Raw genomic sequence first — 16498 nt, 5'->3', positions numbered from 1 at the left:
TCACCCATCGTATTGTTAAATATCATAAGAAGTCAGGATTTTAATATCCCTTTCGAAAAAGTACTGTTTGTATTTTTCGTCCAACCTTTTATCTGACACATATATTTTGAATTGATCAAGATTTGCAATCTTATGTAACCCAATTTTATCACACTTCGTGTGTTCTGCCAATACCACAACTTCCCGCGAGATATCCACGATCTTCTCGATGATCTCGTAAAGCTCAAAATCGTTGACTGTCACGCCGATGGACATATCGATCCCATCTACGCCGATGAATGCCTTTTGCACAAAGATATCTTCCAGCTGGTTGATCGCTTTCGTCCCGCACGAATACATGTTCCCATTCTGGACGAGCACCTCCCCGCCGATAAAGAAAAGTTTTCTTACGTTGGGCAAGATATCCGGCACCGCATTGATATTATTGGTGATCACCGTCAGGTTGCTGACGGCATGCAATTTTTTTGCCAGCGCCAGACACAGGTTCCCCTGTCCGATAAAAATGGAATCCCCATCCTCGATCAGCGATACCGCAAGGCTGGCGATCTGTTCAATATCCTCTTTTTCCAGCATATCGTCAGATTCGGGCATCGTATCGAAAGCGATTTCGCTTTCCTCTTCCATCAGCATGGCGCCGCCATGCATCTTTTTCAGGAAGCCCTCCTGCTCTAGCTGGTCCAAATATTTCCGTACCGTAACATCGCTCACGTTGAGCGCCGAGCACAGTGTCGCAATATCCACCGTCTTTTGTTCCCGTACGATTTGTTTTAATGCTGCAATTCTTTGTGCTGGAAACACAGTTTTCTCCTTCAGTCCTTTCATAAAGCGGATTTTTTCCGCTCCACGTCATACTTTTATACCTATAATTATATCATTTATTAAACAATACACAATGATTTTAATGAAGCTGTTTTTAGTAAGACACAGGGGAACAGCCCTTGGCTATCACCCTGCAGCTTGCCGATCCAATCAGTTTTACGACAGGTATCAGACGCCGTTCATGCGCGCTACCTGCGGATCCGTATAGATATCCAGATCGTCCCGGTTGTAGGTGGCAAATTCGCTCACCACGCAGCCGTCCTTGCCCCCGCATATCCAGTGTGTCGTATTAGGAGGCATCGTGTACTGGTCTCCTTTTTTTAAGACGATCTCGTGGAAAACCGTAAACGTGTCTTCCTTCCCCGCCGGGATCCTGGCCTTCATTTTCGACTTTTCTACAGGTTCGCCCTCTGTATAGACATAGAGCTCCCCCTCCCTTACGCGGAAGGATTCTTCTTTGCCCGGATAATCTCCGAACGGGGGATGGCGCTGCTCCGGACAGATTTGGTAAGGGAACAGTACCATTTCTTTGGCGCTGCACCTGTCCGTATCCACATAGACATGTATCTGTATCCCGTACGTCTCCAGGTCGTCAAGCCCCATATCCGCGATCTCCAGATTCTGCCGTTCCTCTTCCTTTAGGTAGATGTGCGCTTTGTCGAAATACTCCAGCGCCCTTAACCTTGCTTCTTCCCGTGTCATAGCCTTCCCTTCTTCCCTTAAAGTTCGTGTTCCGTTCTCGCGATGATGCTGTCCTGTACCTCTTCGGCCAGTTCATTGAAGAATGCGCTGTAGCCTGCAACGCGTACCACCAGTCCCTTGTACTTGTCAGGCGTTTCCTGCGCTTCCCTTAAAGTATCTGCCGAAACGATGTTGAACTGTACGTGCCCGCCGCCCAGGTTGATATACGTCATGACCATATCCACCCATTTTTTCATGCCCTCGGGCGTGGATACCGCCATCGGTGAAATCTTCTGATTGAAGATCACGCCGTTTGCGCAGCGGATGTGGTCGATTTTGGAAACGGATTTCATGACAGCCGTCGGCCCTTGTTTGTCTACGCCATAATCCGGCGAGATGCCGTCTGCGAGCGGTTCTCCCGAAGGCTTGCCGTCCGGCAGCGCCGCCGTAGCCATGCCAAACGCCACGTAGGAAGCAACGGGCAGCAACGCAGCCACAAACGGGCCTCCGCGGTAGGTCTCGTATCCTTTCATGGAGTCGAAATAGATATCTGTCGCGATCTTGACCATCTCGTCCGGCGCCGCCAGGTCGTTGCCGTACTTCGGCACCTTGTTCGCCAAAAACTCACGCAGCGGCTGTTCGTTTTTGAAGTTGTCCTTCAAAGCGTCCAGTATCTGGTCCATCGTGTAAAGCTTGTCTTCAAATACGACCTTCTTGATCGCATACAGCGAGTCGCCTGCGTTCGCGATCCCTACGCCAAGAGGGCCTGTCCAGTTGTAACGCGCGCCGCCTGCCGTGACGTCTTTGCCGTTGGCGATACAGTCGTCCACCAGCATGGACGTAAGCGGTGTGGGCGACAGGTCTGCATGCACCATATCGATGATATTGTCCCATTTCACGAGCTTGCTCATGCAGTAGTTCATTTGCTTTTTATATGCTTCCAAAAATTCGTCGAACGTCTTGAACGTACGCGGGTCGCCTGTCGCGGGCGATACCTGCTTGCCGCTGATCCCGCACACGCCGTTGCCTAATGTCAGCTCCACAACCTTGCTCAAGTTGAAGTAACCGCCGTTGCAGCGCCCCCATGTGTTGAGCGGCGTCGTTTCCACGCAGCCCACCGGCACATAATCGCGCGCTTCCTCGAAAGGAACGCCCACGTTCATCATCGCCGGGACATATACCTCGTCGTTGACGAGCTGCGGCATACCGTTGCCCATGCGGATCGCTTCGCAGGTGCGTTTTACGAATTCAAACGGGCTGCCCCTGTGCAGGCGTACCGAGAAGTTTGGCTGCATCAAAAGGATATGCGAATGCGCCTCCAAACAGCGGTAGGAAAGGTCGTTCGTACCGTCCGTACCGTCGGGGCGGATCCCGCCGATCGCCAGGTTCTGGCCCATCGGGTAACCCGCATGGAAAGCGGCGTCCTTTTCACAGTAGATTTTGATCGGCTCCGTAAATTTGATCCAGAAACATTCCAAAAGCTCCTGGGCCTGGATCTTCGTCAGCTTCCCGCTTAAGATATCCTGTTCATAGTACGGATACACATACTGGTCGAAACGTCCGGGCGTGATGGATACGCCGTTGTCGTAAATTTGCACCGCGACCTGCACGAACCACATGCTCTGCAAGGCTTCATAGAAGTCGCGCGCAGGAAATTCCGGGACACGTTTGCAGTTTTCGGACATGCGCAGCAGCTCCGCCTTGCGCTTTGCATTCGTTTCTTTCGCCGCGAGCTCCGCCGTCAGGTCTGCATAGCGGTGTGCAAAAGCGATCATGGAATCGCAGATGGAAAGGCAAGCGTTGTAGAACTTGCGCTTCTGCATGTCCTCCGCTTTCCAGTCCACCAGTTGATCCATTTGTTCGTTGATATCGTTTTTGATGCCGTCAAAGCCCTTTTTGAGCAGCTTTTCATAGGTGAGCGCCACGTGGCCCAGGCCGCCGTCCTCATGCAGGCCAACACTGAAGAGCCCCGCGTCCTCGCGCAGTAAATTAACGTCTTCCGTCATATAGCTCATCATACGGTCAAAGAAAGTCTTGCCGCGCCAATACGATACGATGTTTTCACGGTAGTCCGCGATCTGTTCGGGCGTGATCATGAATTTATCCTGCGCCCTGGTGGGGAAGGTTTCGATCTCTTTATCTACCCAGTCTACAGCGAATTCTGGGAAAAGCGGCGCGCTCCTTCTCTTGCTTGCCTGGTGCCCGCAAATGAGCTCATCGTCAACAACGAACAGGCTCATTTCCTTTAAGACCGCGTCAAAAGCTTTCGCTTTCCTGACGTAAGCGTCTTCCCCTTCCGTTTCCTTGTAAACGCGCGTTACGATATGCGCACGCTCCAGACAGACCTCTGACTGTACGTTGATGAGACTGTCTTTTAGACGCTGGCATCTTTTATATTCCTCCGTATCCGGGGTCATTACATCCTGGATATTCAAAAACATTTCCGTGGTTCCCATAGCGATTGCCTCCTTATGGTTTGAGTATAATATCTATCTGAAATAATTGCCCCCTCTTTGGCAATTACCGTATATCCAAATTCTTCACTTTTATTTTTCCAAGATACAGCTTTGAGACAGGGAGCCTTACGTCCCTGCCTCAAAACCATATCGAACCAAATCTTACTGGTGTTTCTTATTTATAAGCTTCGATGTCTTTCTGGTTCTGTTCGTATGTCTTCATGAAGTCCGCGTATGTTTCCCTCGTCACAACCGTCAGGGGAGTAGCAACTTCGGATTCGTCGATCGTTTCGCCCTTTGCCGCCTTAACAGCGATCTGTACTGCCAGTTTGCCCATTTCGATCGGAGCCTGTACAACCGTTGCAGCCGTTACGCCGTTCTTGGAGATTGCGTTCAGGATTTCCGGATCGTCGTCCACGCCGATGATGTCATAGTCTGTTCTGCCCGCTGCTTCTGTCGCGGAGATAACGCCTACCGCATTCGTTGCGTTTGCGCCGTATACGATGTCCAGCGTTCCTTCCGGATAGGTCTGCGTCAGGTTCTCCATCAGTGTCTGCGCTTCCTGTACGTTCAGGTTCGTCGGATCCTGTTCAACCACTTCGATGTCAGGATACTGTTCCATGATTTCCTGGAAACCAGCCGCACGGTCGGAGATGGATGTGATCTGCGGATAGCCGATGATCAGTACTTTGCCCTTTTCGGAACCGTTTCTTTCTTTTAAGAGCTCTACAGCATATTTGCCTGCTTCACGTCCGATATCCATGTTGTTGGATGCTACATGGGCCACAACGTCGCCCTGCTCGGAACGAACGTCAACCGTTACAACCGGGATGCCAGCCGCATTTGCTTCCAGAGTCGCCGGGGAGATCGCTGCCGAGTCAACCGGGTTTAAGATAAGCGCGTTTACTTTCGTACCGCTGATCATATCTTCAACACCCTCGAGCTGCTTCTGGACATCGCCCGCACCGTCAAGGTCGATGAGCTTAACGCCCTGTGCTTCCGCTTCCTTCTTAGCTGCTGCCAGCATATCCTGGAAGAAGGGGAAGTTGTAGTCCATCAGTGTAAGGCCGATCGTGATGTCTCCATCCGCTGCCGGTGCTGCAGATTCTGCACCTTCGCTGGCTGCCGCGCTTTCGCTGGGAGCAGCTGCGCTCTCAGAAGGAGCCGCCGAGGATTCTTGAGCAGCCGGAGCAGCACAGCCAACAAAAGCTGTAACTGCCATAGCCACTGCAAGTACCAATACCAATACTTTCTTCATTTCTTTTCCTCCGTTTTATTTATATTGCGCACGGTTTCTCCGTGCAAACTTAACTTATTTATTCCCTTTTTCGTACAGGCTGACCGCCACAAGCAGGATGATACCTGTAAATACCTGCTGCCAGAAGGACGAAATACCCAAAATGTTGAAGCCGTTGCTCAACAGCTGCATGAACAGGCAGCCGATGATCGTACCAAAGATGTACCCCTTGCCGCCTGTCAGCGCCGTTCCGCCGAGGACGACCGCCGCGATCGCGTCGAGCTCCATGCCCTGTCCCAATGTCGGCTGGCCGGATGCCAGGCGCATCGTGAGCAGGATACCTGTGAGGCCGGCCGTAAAACCGCTGATCGTATAGACCGCGATCTTCGTCCAGTCTACCTTGATACCGGAAAGCCGCGCACACTCTTCGTTGCCGCCGGTCGCGTATACGTGGCGGCCAAATTTTGTGGAGCTTAAGACGATCCATGCAACCGCTACCACCACGATCATGATGATGACCGGGATCGGGATCGCCCCTACATAGCCCCTGCCGAGCTGCAATGCCGCTTCCGGGATATTCGTGATCGGACGGCCGCCCGTGTAAACGAGCGCCAGGCCGCGCGCCGTACTCATCAGCGCCAGCGTTACGATGAATGCCGGGATTTTTACCTTAGCGATGATGATACCGTTGATAAGCCCGATCGCTGCGCCTACCAACAGCCCCAACAGCAATCCCACCGGTACCGAAAGGCCGTTTGTGGTCATAAACCCTGCCGCGAGCGTTCCCGCCAGGCAGGCAACCGAACCAACCGAAAGGTCGATCCCGCCCAAAATCAGCACGAACGTCATACCGATTGCCACGATCAGCGACGGAGAAGCCTGCCGCACTACGTTGATCAGGTTACTTTCCGTAAGGAACGAATCCGAGGCAATTGAGAGTACTACGAACAATACGATAAACGCACATACGATACTGAGCTGCGGGAAACGTTTGATCTTCCCCCACACCGTATTTTCCTTTGCCAATGCTACTTCCTTGTCCATAATTAACTGAGTCCCCCTTCAATTTGTTCTGTGTTTCCCACCGAATATGACATGATCCTCTCTTGCGTCGCTTCCTGTGCATTCAGTACCGCCTTCATCTCTCCTTCGTGCATGACGATGATCCGGTCGGACATCCCCAGTACCTCGGGCAGCTCGGACGAGATCAGGATGATGCCGATCCCCTGCCGCGCAAGCTCCACAATGATCTTATGTATTTCTTCTTTCGCGCCGACGTCAACGCCTCTTGTCGGCTCATCCAGGATCAGTACGTCCACGTCCCGCGTGATCCATTTTGCGAGCGCAACTTTCTGTTGGTTACCGCCCGAAAGGTTTCCCACGAGCTGCATGATGGACGGCGTCTTGATCCTAAGCTGCCTGACCGCCTCGTTGCATATCTCCGTTTCCTTTTTGAAATTGAGGAAACCTGCCTTTGTGATCTTATCCATGTTCGTCACGCTGATGTTATTCCTGATTTTGCTGTTCAGGTCAACGCCCAGTACTTTTCTGTCTTCCGGCAGATATGCCAGTTTATGCTTCATCGCGTCGTACGGGTTCCTGATCTTTACCTTTTTCCCGTCCACGCTGATCTCGCCGCTGTCATGCTTCATAGCCCCGAAAATGGAAAGCGCCACCTCCGTACGCCCTGCGCCCACCAGCCCGGAAAACCCGAGGATCTCCCCGCGCTTCAGTTCAAAGCTGATATCGTTGAACACGCCTTTTTTCGTCAGCCCCTCGACCTTCAGTACGGTATCGCCGATGGGTACTTCCTGCTTGGGGAACATCTGCGTGATCTCGCGTCCCACCATCGAGGTGATCAGCTGGTCCTGCGTTACCTGCTCGATCGGCCATTCGCCGATGTATTCGCCGTCGCGCATGACCGTGATATAGTTCCCGATCTCAAACAGCTCTTCCATACGGTGCGAAATGTAAATGATCGTTACGCCGTCTTCCGTCAGCTGCTTGATAATGCGGAACAGGTGTTCCACTTCCTGCAGCGTGAGCGACGAGGTCGGCTCGTCCATAACAATGATCTTCGCATCCACGGAAAGCGCCTTGACGATCTCCAGCATCTGCTGCTTGGCAACGCTTAGTTTGCTCACCACGTCGGTGGGATTGATCCCCATCTCGTATCTTTTCATCAAATCCGCGGTGCGCTTCATTGTTTCCTTCTTATTGATGAGCATGCCCTTGGTGATCTCTTTTCCCAGGAACACGTTTTCCTGAACCGTCATATCTCGGCACAGGTTAAGCTCCTGGTAGATCATCGCGACCTTGTTGGCCATCGAGTCGTTCGGGTTGTGTATCTCTACCTCTTTCCCATCAATGAAAATTTCTCCGGAATCCTTGTGGTATGCGCCAGCCAGTATTTTCATCAGGGTAGATTTCCCTGCCCCGTTTTCGCCTATCAGTACGTTGACTTTCCCCTTGTACGCCGAAAAACTGACATCTTTTAACGCATGGACGCCCATGAAGCTTTTTGTTATATTCTTCATTTCAAGTGCTTTTGTGTCCGGCAATTCTTTTCCCTCCTTCAACCATCATTCTTCATCTATTTCACTTTTAAAATGATTACCCGCCAATCCTGACCGTAAGGCCGTAACCTTCCGCCAGCCCTTTTAACCGCTGCATTTCCTGGTCGTCCGGCGTATATGCGTCGTCGCAGTCATATACCATATGCATCTTCTTGTATTTGGACTCTCCAAAACGGTGATATGGCAGCAGGTGCATTTCCCCAACGCCGATCTCCTTTGCAAAGGCCGCTGTCTTTTTGATATTCTCGTCATCGCTGTTATATCCGCCGATCACCGGTAATCGCACGATCATGTCCTTTTTAAGCTGCGCCGCCTTGCGTGCGTTTTCCAGTATCGTCTCGTTGCCGAGGCCCGTCAGCTCCTTATGGGTTGCGCTGTCCATGTGCTTTATGTCAAACAATATCTGATCTACATAATCCAGTACTTTTTTGCCCTTTTCCCAGTCGAACTGCCCGCAGGTTTCCACCGCCAGATGGATGAAATTCCCTTTCAGGCGGATCGCCAGCTGCTCTAAAAATTCGCTCTGCGTGAGCGGTTCGCCGCCCGAGAAGGTAACGCCGCCGTCCGACGTCTGGTAAAACGGATGGTCTTTCATGACTTCTTGTGTCACTTCCTCGACGCTCATGCGTTTCCCCATGATCTCCCGTGCGCCAGTGGGACAGATGAATTCGCATTTTCCACAGCCTGTGCACAATGTCCTGTTCCATGCATCGGGCGTGAGCGCCTTGGTTTCGCAAACCTTGTAACAATGGCCGCAGCCCATACAGTTATCCGCCACAAGGCTCATTTCCGGAAAATAGTTCTGCGATTCCGGGTTTGAACACCATTTGCACTTTAGCGGGCATCCTTTCATAAAAATATTGGTACGTATGCCGTCCCCGTCGTGCAGGCTGTAGCGCTGTATATTAAAAATCATTCCGGTCGGTTCCATGAATAAATTGCCCTTTCGCGTTTCTGATATCGATCCACTCCAGCAGACGGCGTTACAAAAGACAACTGCTATCCTTTTTACCCACGTACACCGTTTTGTCCCGCTGCATATTTATTGTTGTAATCCTTTGTGATTGTTCTTAATGTGATCTGCGTTTCCTGCCGGAAATGTACCCCAGTCAGCCTCCGCTCTCTTTTATGTGCTTATCATAGCAGATTGATTATAGTATTTCAATAGTTTTTTATTATTTTTTAGATTTTTTTATTTTTTCTTTTAATTTAGGCAGGGCGACGGTTTGAATTTCTTTCCATCGCCCTGCCTAAAAATGAAAAAAGTAGTTGTAGGCTTTTTAAATCTGATGTTCTGTCCGCTCTATGATGCTGTCCTGTATCTCTTCAGCCAGCTCATTGAAAAACGCGCTGTAGCCCGCCACACGCACAACCAGCCCCTTGTGTTTTTCCGGATGCGCCTTAGCGTCGCGCAGCGTATCCGAATCGATGACGTTGAGCTGGATATGTGCGCCCCCCAGCGTATTGTATGTTGTGATGAAATCTACCATCTTCTTGTCCGCGCCCTCGCCCTTCAGGGTTTCCGCATTATATTTCTGGTTGAAGATGATTCCGTTCGCACACCGCACATGGTCGATATGCGCCACGGATTTTGCCGCCGCGGTCGGCCCGCTCACATCTACGCCGTTCTGCGGCGAGATTCCATCCGCAATGGGCTCGCGCGCATGCCGTCCGTCCGGCGACGCGCCTGTCATCCAGCCGAACGCCACATAGGAGGAAACCGGCAGCAGAGATGCCACAAACGGGCCGTTCCGGTAACAATTGTACTGTTCCAGCTCGTCTAAGAACATATCCACTGCCAGCTTAGTGATGTCGTCTACTTCGCTTTTGTCATTGCCGTATTTGTCAATCCTATTCCACAGGAAAAGCCGCGTATCCTCATGGCCTTCAAAATCTGTCCTCATCAGGCCGATTAGTTCCTCCATCGTCATCAATTTATCATCGAACACCGCTTTCTTTACTGCATAAAGCGCATCTCCCGCGTTGGCGATACCGATGCCGGAAGGCCCTGTCCAGTTATACCGCGCTCCGCCCGCAGTCACGTCTTTTCCCTGCGCGATACAGTCGTCGATGAGCATAGAGGTAAAGGGGGTGGGCATACATTCCTCGTGCACCATATCCACATAATTGTTCCACGTCACCAGCCGCTGTGTGCAATATTCGACCTGCTTGCGGTAGGCTTCCAATACATCGTCAAAACACGTGAATTGCGTCGCGTCGCCCGACTTGACGGAAACCTGTTTCCCGGAAATCAGGCACTGCCCGTTTGTCAGGGCCAGCTCCACCATTTTGACCAGGTTGATATAACCGCCGTTATAGCGCCCCCATGTGTGGAGCGGAGCCGCCTCGACGCAGCCGATCAGCGCATAATTGCGCGCTTCCTTTAAGGTAACCCCCAGCTTCATCAACGAGGGGATAAATACTTCGTCGCTCACCATCTGCGGCATGCCGCTGCCGCATTTGACCGTTTCTACTACCTTGATCTTAAATTCCTGCGGCGAACGGTTATGCAAACGCACCGAAAAATTGGGCTGCGCCAGCAGGATATGCCTGTGCGCCTCCAAACACCGGTAAGATAAGTCGTTGGTCGCGTCGTATCCAAGCTCGTCCTGTCCGCCTACGATCAAGTTCTGCCCCATTGGGTAGCCTGCAAAAAACGCCGCGTCCGCCTTGTTATAAAGCTTGATCGGCTCCGTAAACTTGATCCATACCGCTTCCAGCAGGCCCTGCGCTTCTGCCTTGCTGAGCGCGCCTGCCAGGATATCCTTTTCATAGAACGGATACATGTATTGGTCGAAACGTCCGGGCGAAATAGAAACGCCGTTGTCGTAAATCTGCGGAATGACCTGCATAAACCAGAAGCTCTGCAGCGCTTCGTAGAAATTACGCGCCGGAAATTCCGGGACATGCGCGCAGTTTTCAGATATCTTCAACAGCTCCTGCCTGCGCTTTTCGTCCGTTTCCCTCTCCGCCATCTCGTGCGCCAATATGCTGTAGCGCCGCGCAAAGGCGATCACTGCGTCGCAAATCATGATACAAGATTCGTAAAACAGCCTCTTTTTCATGGAGTCCGGTTCGTACGGCTTTAATTCCGCCATATACCGCGCGATCTGTTTTTTGATGCCGTCAAAGCCCAATGCCAGCACTTTGTTATAGTCGAACATCAGGTGTCCAAGGCCGCCGCTTTCGTGGATCCCCAGCGTGAATACGCTGGAATCAAAGCGCAGCGCCCGGATATCTTCCGTCATATACTGGAACACGTTGTCTTCCAGCGTTTTTCCTTTCCAATAAGGATATATCCCCTCTAAGAATTCCTTCTTTGCCTCCTGTGGAAATACGAACTTATCCTGTGGACGCGTTTCAAACATGTCAATCTCGTCCTTGATCCATTCCACGGCAAATTCCGGGAACAGCGGCGCGCTGCGCCGCATGGAGGATTGGTGTCCCGCGATCAGCTCCCCATCCAGGATAAAGATGCTCATTTGCTTGAGTACCGCCTCAAAAGCACGTGCACGGCGGGTCAATATGTGCAGGCTCTCCGTCTCCTTGTAAACCTGCGTCACGATGCGTGCCCGCTCGATGCATACATGCGGCACGGTATCGATGAGCGACTGCCTTTGCGCCTGCGTCCTTTTATAGATGCCACTGTCTTTGGAAAGGATGTCCGAACTGTCGATTCCCAATTGCAGCGTACGTTTTTTCAAAATTTTTTCCATGGTTACGCCTCCAAAAAGCCCTTTATTCCATTGTCTTCCTTGTGAATATCATCAAAAAAGTGTTGTTACACCCATAGTATAACAACACTTTTTACATAATACAAGTTTTTATAAGAAAAAATAAGAAATTGAAAGTTTTAGAAAAATATTGTCATCCTTCCTCCCGTTCGAGCACCGAGAACGCCGCCGCCTCATCGATGGCAAGTACGCTGATGATCCCGCTTTTCAGGGAAGACAGAATCGCGTCCGTCTTTTCCACACCGACGGAAACACCCATCACCTGCGGAATCCGCCGGATCGCCTCGTACCCGATACCAATGATGCGCCCGCTGAACTCTTCTGCGCACGGCTTGCCCTGCGCGTCGATCTGTATGCCGCAGATGTCTGCCACCGCGCCTTCCTTTTCCAGCTTTTCCATATCCGTATCACTCAAATAACCGGCCCTGCGCGACGAGCTCAAGGATTTTTGCGCCGCGCCCATGCCGACCAGGGCGATATCTACCTTTGCCGCACGCTCAAAATGCGCCTGGATATCCGGCTCTTTGAGAAGCAGGTCATGCAATTTTCGGCTTTGTACAATGTATGGAACGCGCGCTACATATGCGTCGCCGTTCAACGTTTTTGCGATCCGGCGCGTGATCTCGCTTCCGTCCGTATCGATGCTTTTGGCGCCCATACCGCCTACCAGTTGTACGACGTCCACCGATGTATCCGCCATATGCTTGAACATGGAAGACACATAATAAAGCGTAGTCCCCCACGATACGCCCAGCGTCATCCCCGTTTTCAGGTGCATACGTAAATAAGCGGCAACCGCCTCCCCCAGCTTCATCTTTGTCAGGTCGCGATCCGATTCCGACGGGATCACGATCGCGTCTTTGAGCGCGAACCTCTTTTTCAGTTTGTTTTGCAGCTCCTGGTCTATGGACGAGGTATCGTTGATGTAAAATTCCACGATCTTCTGGTCTACGCATGCCTTCAACAGCCGCGATACATTGGAACGGGAGAGGAATATGCTCTCTGATATCTCCTGCTGCGTTTTACGTTCAATATAGTACATCTTTGCAACCTTGATCAAAAGATCCTTCCGGGACATGATCGGTTTTTCCTGTCCGCCTGCCTTTTTCCTGCCCACTGTTATCTCTCCGCTCTGATTCAAAAATATGTCTTATTCTACTCTGTTTTGCAAATCCCGTCAATTCCCGCGCGGCAGGCATCAAAAAGGCGGCCTCCAGCTCGAAGCCGCCTTTTGCAACAAGATCGGTTTTACTGGATCAGGTAAGTACCCGATACCGTGGCTGATACCTCGATATCCTGCGGCGTTACCTGTGTCGCCGCGCCTTCCGCCCTCGAGTCCATCGTGCCCGCCGCGTATTCATACGGCATCACGTCATTGTCCGCACCCGATTCCGTGATAGAGATCGGGCGCACGATCGTATACCCGCCGGCCATGGCCATCGCCTTGGCTTTTGTACCCACAGACTCCATCGCCTGTGACAACGCCTGCATATATACCGTGTCCCGGTCTTGCACGTCAAACGAAAGGGAATAGGTATAATTGGCGCCTGCCGCTGCCGCCGCATCGATCACGCTGCCCACAGAGTCCACATTTTTCACCGTGACTTTGTAGGTGTTTTCCATCACTGTCTTCTTCGCGTCTTCATAGTCCTGGTAAATATTGATATTTTGCGTCTGTACGTCTTCTTCGCTGACGCCCTGCGCCTTAATCGCCGTAAGAAAGCCCTCGGCGATCCGCGCGTTTTCTCGCTGCGCTTCTTCCGCACTGCTTCCCGTTGTACGTACGCCGATCGAAATATATGCCACGTCCGGCGCGGCTTTCACAGTCTCTGTTGCACTTAAGGTAAGCGTGCTCTGCTCCTGCTGCTTGCTGTCCGGTGTCGCAGAAGCTGCCGCCTGTTCGCCGATCGGCTGTACCTGCTGGGCACACCCGGCCAGCAAAAACGCACCAATACACAAAATGGCAACGGCAGCCAGTAATCCTTTTTTCATAATCGTTCCTCCTCGATTGCGTCTTTTCCCATTAGACGCAGCAAGGGGGATTTATGTTCCATACAGGTCAGACGATCCGTTTTTCCTCCAAGATCCTGCGCAGCTTTTCACGTGCGCGGAACAAACGGGACTTCACCGTTCCCGGCGTAATGGACAATATCTCCGCCACTTCCTCATACTTCAAGCCTTCCATGTCCTTTAAGATGAGTACCGTGCGGTATTTTTCACTCAGTTCCTGCACTGCCGCGCGGATGCTCCTGCCGAGCTCGTTGTTTTCCGCCTGTTCGTCCGGGTTGCCGTCCCTGCTCACAGCGGCGTCCGTATATTCTTCCATGGGTACGGACGGCTTACGCCGGCGGATCAGGTCAAGGCACGTATTGGCCACCACACGGTACATCCATGTGGAAAACGCCGACTGGAACGAAAACTTCCGGATGCTGCCATACATTTTGATAATCGCATCCTGGGCTGCGTCCTGCGCGTCAAAGCTGTTCTGCATGAATTTATACGCAATGTTATATATTTTGTTTTCGTATTTACCGATCAGCGCACAAAAAGCATCGCTATCCCCTTTCTGCGCCTCCAGTATCCACTCTTTTTCCTGCATAACCGCCCTTTGAAGCCGAATGATTTTTTGAAATGATTTCCGCCTTATTATAACATGGTATGGCTGAAATATCAAAACGGTTCCTTCGAGATAATACGCATACGCTCATAAGGTCATGCCGAAGAAATCCACGATTTTTTCCCTGTTTCCCGCAAGGATATAATACCCGGCGCGCGTAGAGCTATCGAGCACTCCTTCCGGGTTAAACGGCTTCAGCGGGCTTTCTGCGGCGATGATGCCGGGGGCGATCCGGCGTATTTGTTCCAGCTGTTCCCGGTCGCCTTCCGTAAGTATGAAGCGTATCGCAGCAACCTCTTCCTTATCCCCCGCGGCCAGTTCCGGCTTCCTGCCGCAGGCCGCATCGATCACCATTTTCAGGAAGTCATATCCGGTGCAAAGCGGAACCAGGTGCGAACCGATACAGTCTCCACCCATGCGCGCCCCGACCTCTATGATACGCACTTCGCCGTCTGGCCCGATTCTAAACTCCGCATGCGAAGCGCCCACGGTAATATCGAGCGCATCAAGCGCACAGGTCACCGCCATTTTGATTTTATCGCTTTCCCGTTCTGTAAATTCCGCAGGCTGCACATGGCCCGTTTCGATATAATGCGGTGCGCCCGTCGTATACTTTTTGGTGATCGCAAGGCATGTGTGCTTTCCCGCAAACGAAATGCTTTCGCAGCTGTATTCCTCTCCCTCGATAAATTCTTCCGCGATCGCTTTTTGCTCGAACGAATATGCCGTCGCGCAGTCCACCGCCTCCATGAGCTCCTGTGGATTTTCCACTTTCGTAATCCCGCGGCTGCCGGAGCGGTCTGTCGGTTTCACAATCAAAGGATAATGCATATCCTGGGGCAGCGACTTGCATTGTACGCCGAGCAGGCAAAAACGAGGCGTGGGGATTCCCGCATCGCACAGTGCTTTGCGCATTTCAAACTTATTCGTCGTGCGCAGCGTGCACACGTCGTTGTTCCCCGCTAGTTCCAGCTCGCGCGCGACGTAATTGACTGTGACCATCGCCAGGTCTGAGGCGATTGAGACGATCCCTTCCGGCTGCATCCCGCGGCATATTCCAAGGATCTCTTCCTTCTCTACGATGCTGACAGGATAAAAAAAGTCCGCTGCCTGTTCGCCCGGGTCGCCGCACTTCCAGGCAAAAACATGCGTTTCATAACCCATCTCTTTTGCTTTCAATATGAGCGGGTTTTGGAATTCTCCCGCTCCAACGATGGCAATCCTTTTCATTTTACCGTACCTTTATGCAAATAGAATTCATAGATGCTCCGTATCACATATTGGATATCGTCGCTGTTCATATCGTAGTAAAGCGGCAGCCGCAAAAGCCGTTCGCTTTCCACCGTCGTATAACGGTCTTCTCCGTGGAAACGGCCAAATTCCTTACCGGCCGGCGCATTATGCAGCGGGATATAATGGAAAGCCGTTTCAATGTATTTGCTCTGCAAAAAAGAAATCAGCTCCGTCCGCTCGCCAAGGTCCTTCACCTTGATATAATACATATGTGCATTGTGCGTACACCCATCGGGGATCACCGGCCGCTCGACCAGCCCCTTTTCGCTTAATTTCTCAAATCCCGTATGGTAATGGTTCCAACTGTCCATACGGCTGCCGACGATTTCTTTTGCCTGTTCTAACTGCGCCAGCAAATAAGCCGCATTGATATCGCTGGGAAGATAGGACGACCCGCAATCCATCCATGTATATTTGTCGACCTGTCCACGGAAAAATTTGCTCCTGTTCGTCCCCTTTTCCCGGATGATCTCCGCTTCTTCCGTATATTCCGGACTGTTGAAAAGCAGCGCGCCGCCTTCCCCCATACTGAAATTTTTGGTTTCATGGAAGCTGAAGCAGCCGAAATCGCCAAGCGTGCCCGCCGCTTTACCGTGATATCTGGAAAGCACTGCCTGTGCCGCGTCCTCCACCACGAGCAGTCCGTGCTTTTTGGCTATCCGGTTGAGCTCGTCCATTTCACAGGGTATTCCTGCATAGTGCACGGGAACGATCACTTTCGTCCGTTCTGTGATTGCATCCTCGACAAGCCTTTCATCGATGTTCATCGTATCTGGTCGGATATCCACAAATACGATCTTTGCACCGCGCAGCACAAAGGCATTCGCCGTGGAAACAAACGTATACGACGGCATGATCACTTCATCGCCCGGCATAATACTGCACAGCAGCGCTGCCATTTCCAGTGCATGCGTACATGACGTAGTCAGAAATACGTTTACCGCCATGCAATGCAGTTTCAGCCATTGGCTGCAGCGCTGTGTAAATTCCCCATCGCCGCAGATCTGGTGATTTTCCACCGCCTTTTTTACATATTCGAGGCTTTTAGGCGCACAAGGCGGGATATTAAAACGAATCATTGATGT

13 protein-coding genes are annotated in these 16498 nt (G+C 51.7%); all 13 read right to left on the bottom strand.

Annotated elements, in window-relative coordinates; genetic code table 11:
• Positions 1 to 15: 15 nt before the first annotated feature.
• Positions 16 to 798, bottom strand: a complete 783-nt coding sequence (locus BN6471_RS06725) for a DeoR/GlpR family DNA-binding transcription regulator (protein WP_162270187.1) — start codon at positions 796 to 798, stop codon at positions 16 to 18.
• Positions 799 to 987: 189 nt separating this feature from the next.
• Positions 988 to 1521, bottom strand: a complete 534-nt coding sequence (locus tag BN6471_RS06720) for a cupin domain-containing protein (RefSeq protein WP_066646848.1) — start codon at positions 1519 to 1521, stop codon at positions 988 to 990.
• A 17-nt stretch (positions 1522 to 1538) separates the two neighbouring features.
• Positions 1539 to 3956: a glycyl radical protein gene (locus tag BN6471_RS06715; protein WP_082903378.1), complete on the bottom strand. Its 2418-nt coding sequence runs from the start codon at positions 3954 to 3956 to the stop codon at positions 1539 to 1541.
• Positions 3957 to 4131: 175 nt separating this feature from the next.
• Positions 4132 to 5214 (bottom strand): sugar ABC transporter substrate-binding protein, encoded by a 1083-nt coding sequence (locus BN6471_RS06710; protein ID WP_066646847.1) that lies wholly within the window; start codon positions 5212 to 5214, stop codon positions 4132 to 4134.
• Positions 5215 to 5268: 54 nt separating this feature from the next.
• The gene (locus tag BN6471_RS06705; RefSeq protein ID WP_066646843.1) at positions 5269 to 6237 is read right to left on the bottom strand and encodes an ABC transporter permease; all 969 of its coding nucleotides are present in this window, start codon (positions 6235 to 6237) and stop codon (positions 5269 to 5271) included.
• 2 nt (positions 6238 to 6239) lie between these two features.
• Positions 6240 to 7754 carry a sugar ABC transporter ATP-binding protein gene (locus tag BN6471_RS06700; RefSeq protein ID WP_242861848.1) on the bottom strand — a complete coding sequence of 505 codons (1515 nt, stop codon included), beginning with the start codon at positions 7752 to 7754 and terminating at the stop codon, positions 6240 to 6242.
• A 52-nt stretch (positions 7755 to 7806) separates the two neighbouring features.
• On the bottom strand, positions 7807 to 8685 hold the full coding sequence (locus tag BN6471_RS06695; protein ID WP_162270186.1) for a glycyl-radical enzyme activating protein: 879 nt from the start codon (positions 8683 to 8685) through the stop codon (positions 7807 to 7809).
• Positions 8686 to 9049: 364 nt separating this feature from the next.
• Entirely contained in the window at positions 9050 to 11485 is a 2436-nt protein-coding gene (locus tag BN6471_RS06690) for a glycyl radical protein (protein WP_066646838.1), read from the bottom strand.
• Between the two features lie 151 nt (positions 11486 to 11636).
• Positions 11637 to 12620, bottom strand: coding sequence for a sugar-binding transcriptional regulator (locus BN6471_RS06685; RefSeq protein ID WP_066646837.1), 984 nt, complete (start codon positions 12618 to 12620; stop codon positions 11637 to 11639).
• A gap of 131 nt (positions 12621 to 12751) precedes the next feature.
• A complete protein-coding gene (locus BN6471_RS06680; protein ID WP_066646831.1) occupies positions 12752 to 13495 on the bottom strand; it encodes an SIMPL domain-containing protein in 744 nt (247 codons plus the stop codon).
• Between the two features lie 67 nt (positions 13496 to 13562).
• The gene (locus BN6471_RS06675; RefSeq protein ID WP_066646829.1) at positions 13563 to 14102 is read right to left on the bottom strand and encodes an RNA polymerase sigma factor; all 540 of its coding nucleotides are present in this window, start codon (positions 14100 to 14102) and stop codon (positions 13563 to 13565) included.
• 105 nt (positions 14103 to 14207) lie between these two features.
• A complete protein-coding gene (locus tag BN6471_RS06670; protein ID WP_066646825.1) occupies positions 14208 to 15350 on the bottom strand; it encodes an ATP-grasp domain-containing protein in 1143 nt (380 codons plus the stop codon).
• On the bottom strand, positions 15347 to 16492 hold the full coding sequence (gene rffA / locus BN6471_RS06665) for a dTDP-4-amino-4,6-dideoxygalactose transaminase (protein ID WP_066646822.1): 1146 nt from the start codon (positions 16490 to 16492) through the stop codon (positions 15347 to 15349). The genes BN6471_RS06670 and rffA overlap by 4 nt, the downstream gene beginning before the upstream one ends.
• Between the last annotated feature and the right edge of the window lie 6 nt (positions 16493 to 16498).

This window comes from Christensenella timonensis (genome assembly GCF_900087015.1).
Classification (GTDB): domain Bacteria; phylum Bacillota; class Clostridia; order Christensenellales; family Christensenellaceae; genus Christensenella; species Christensenella timonensis.
This window is presented reverse-complemented; position numbering and strand designations above follow the sequence as displayed.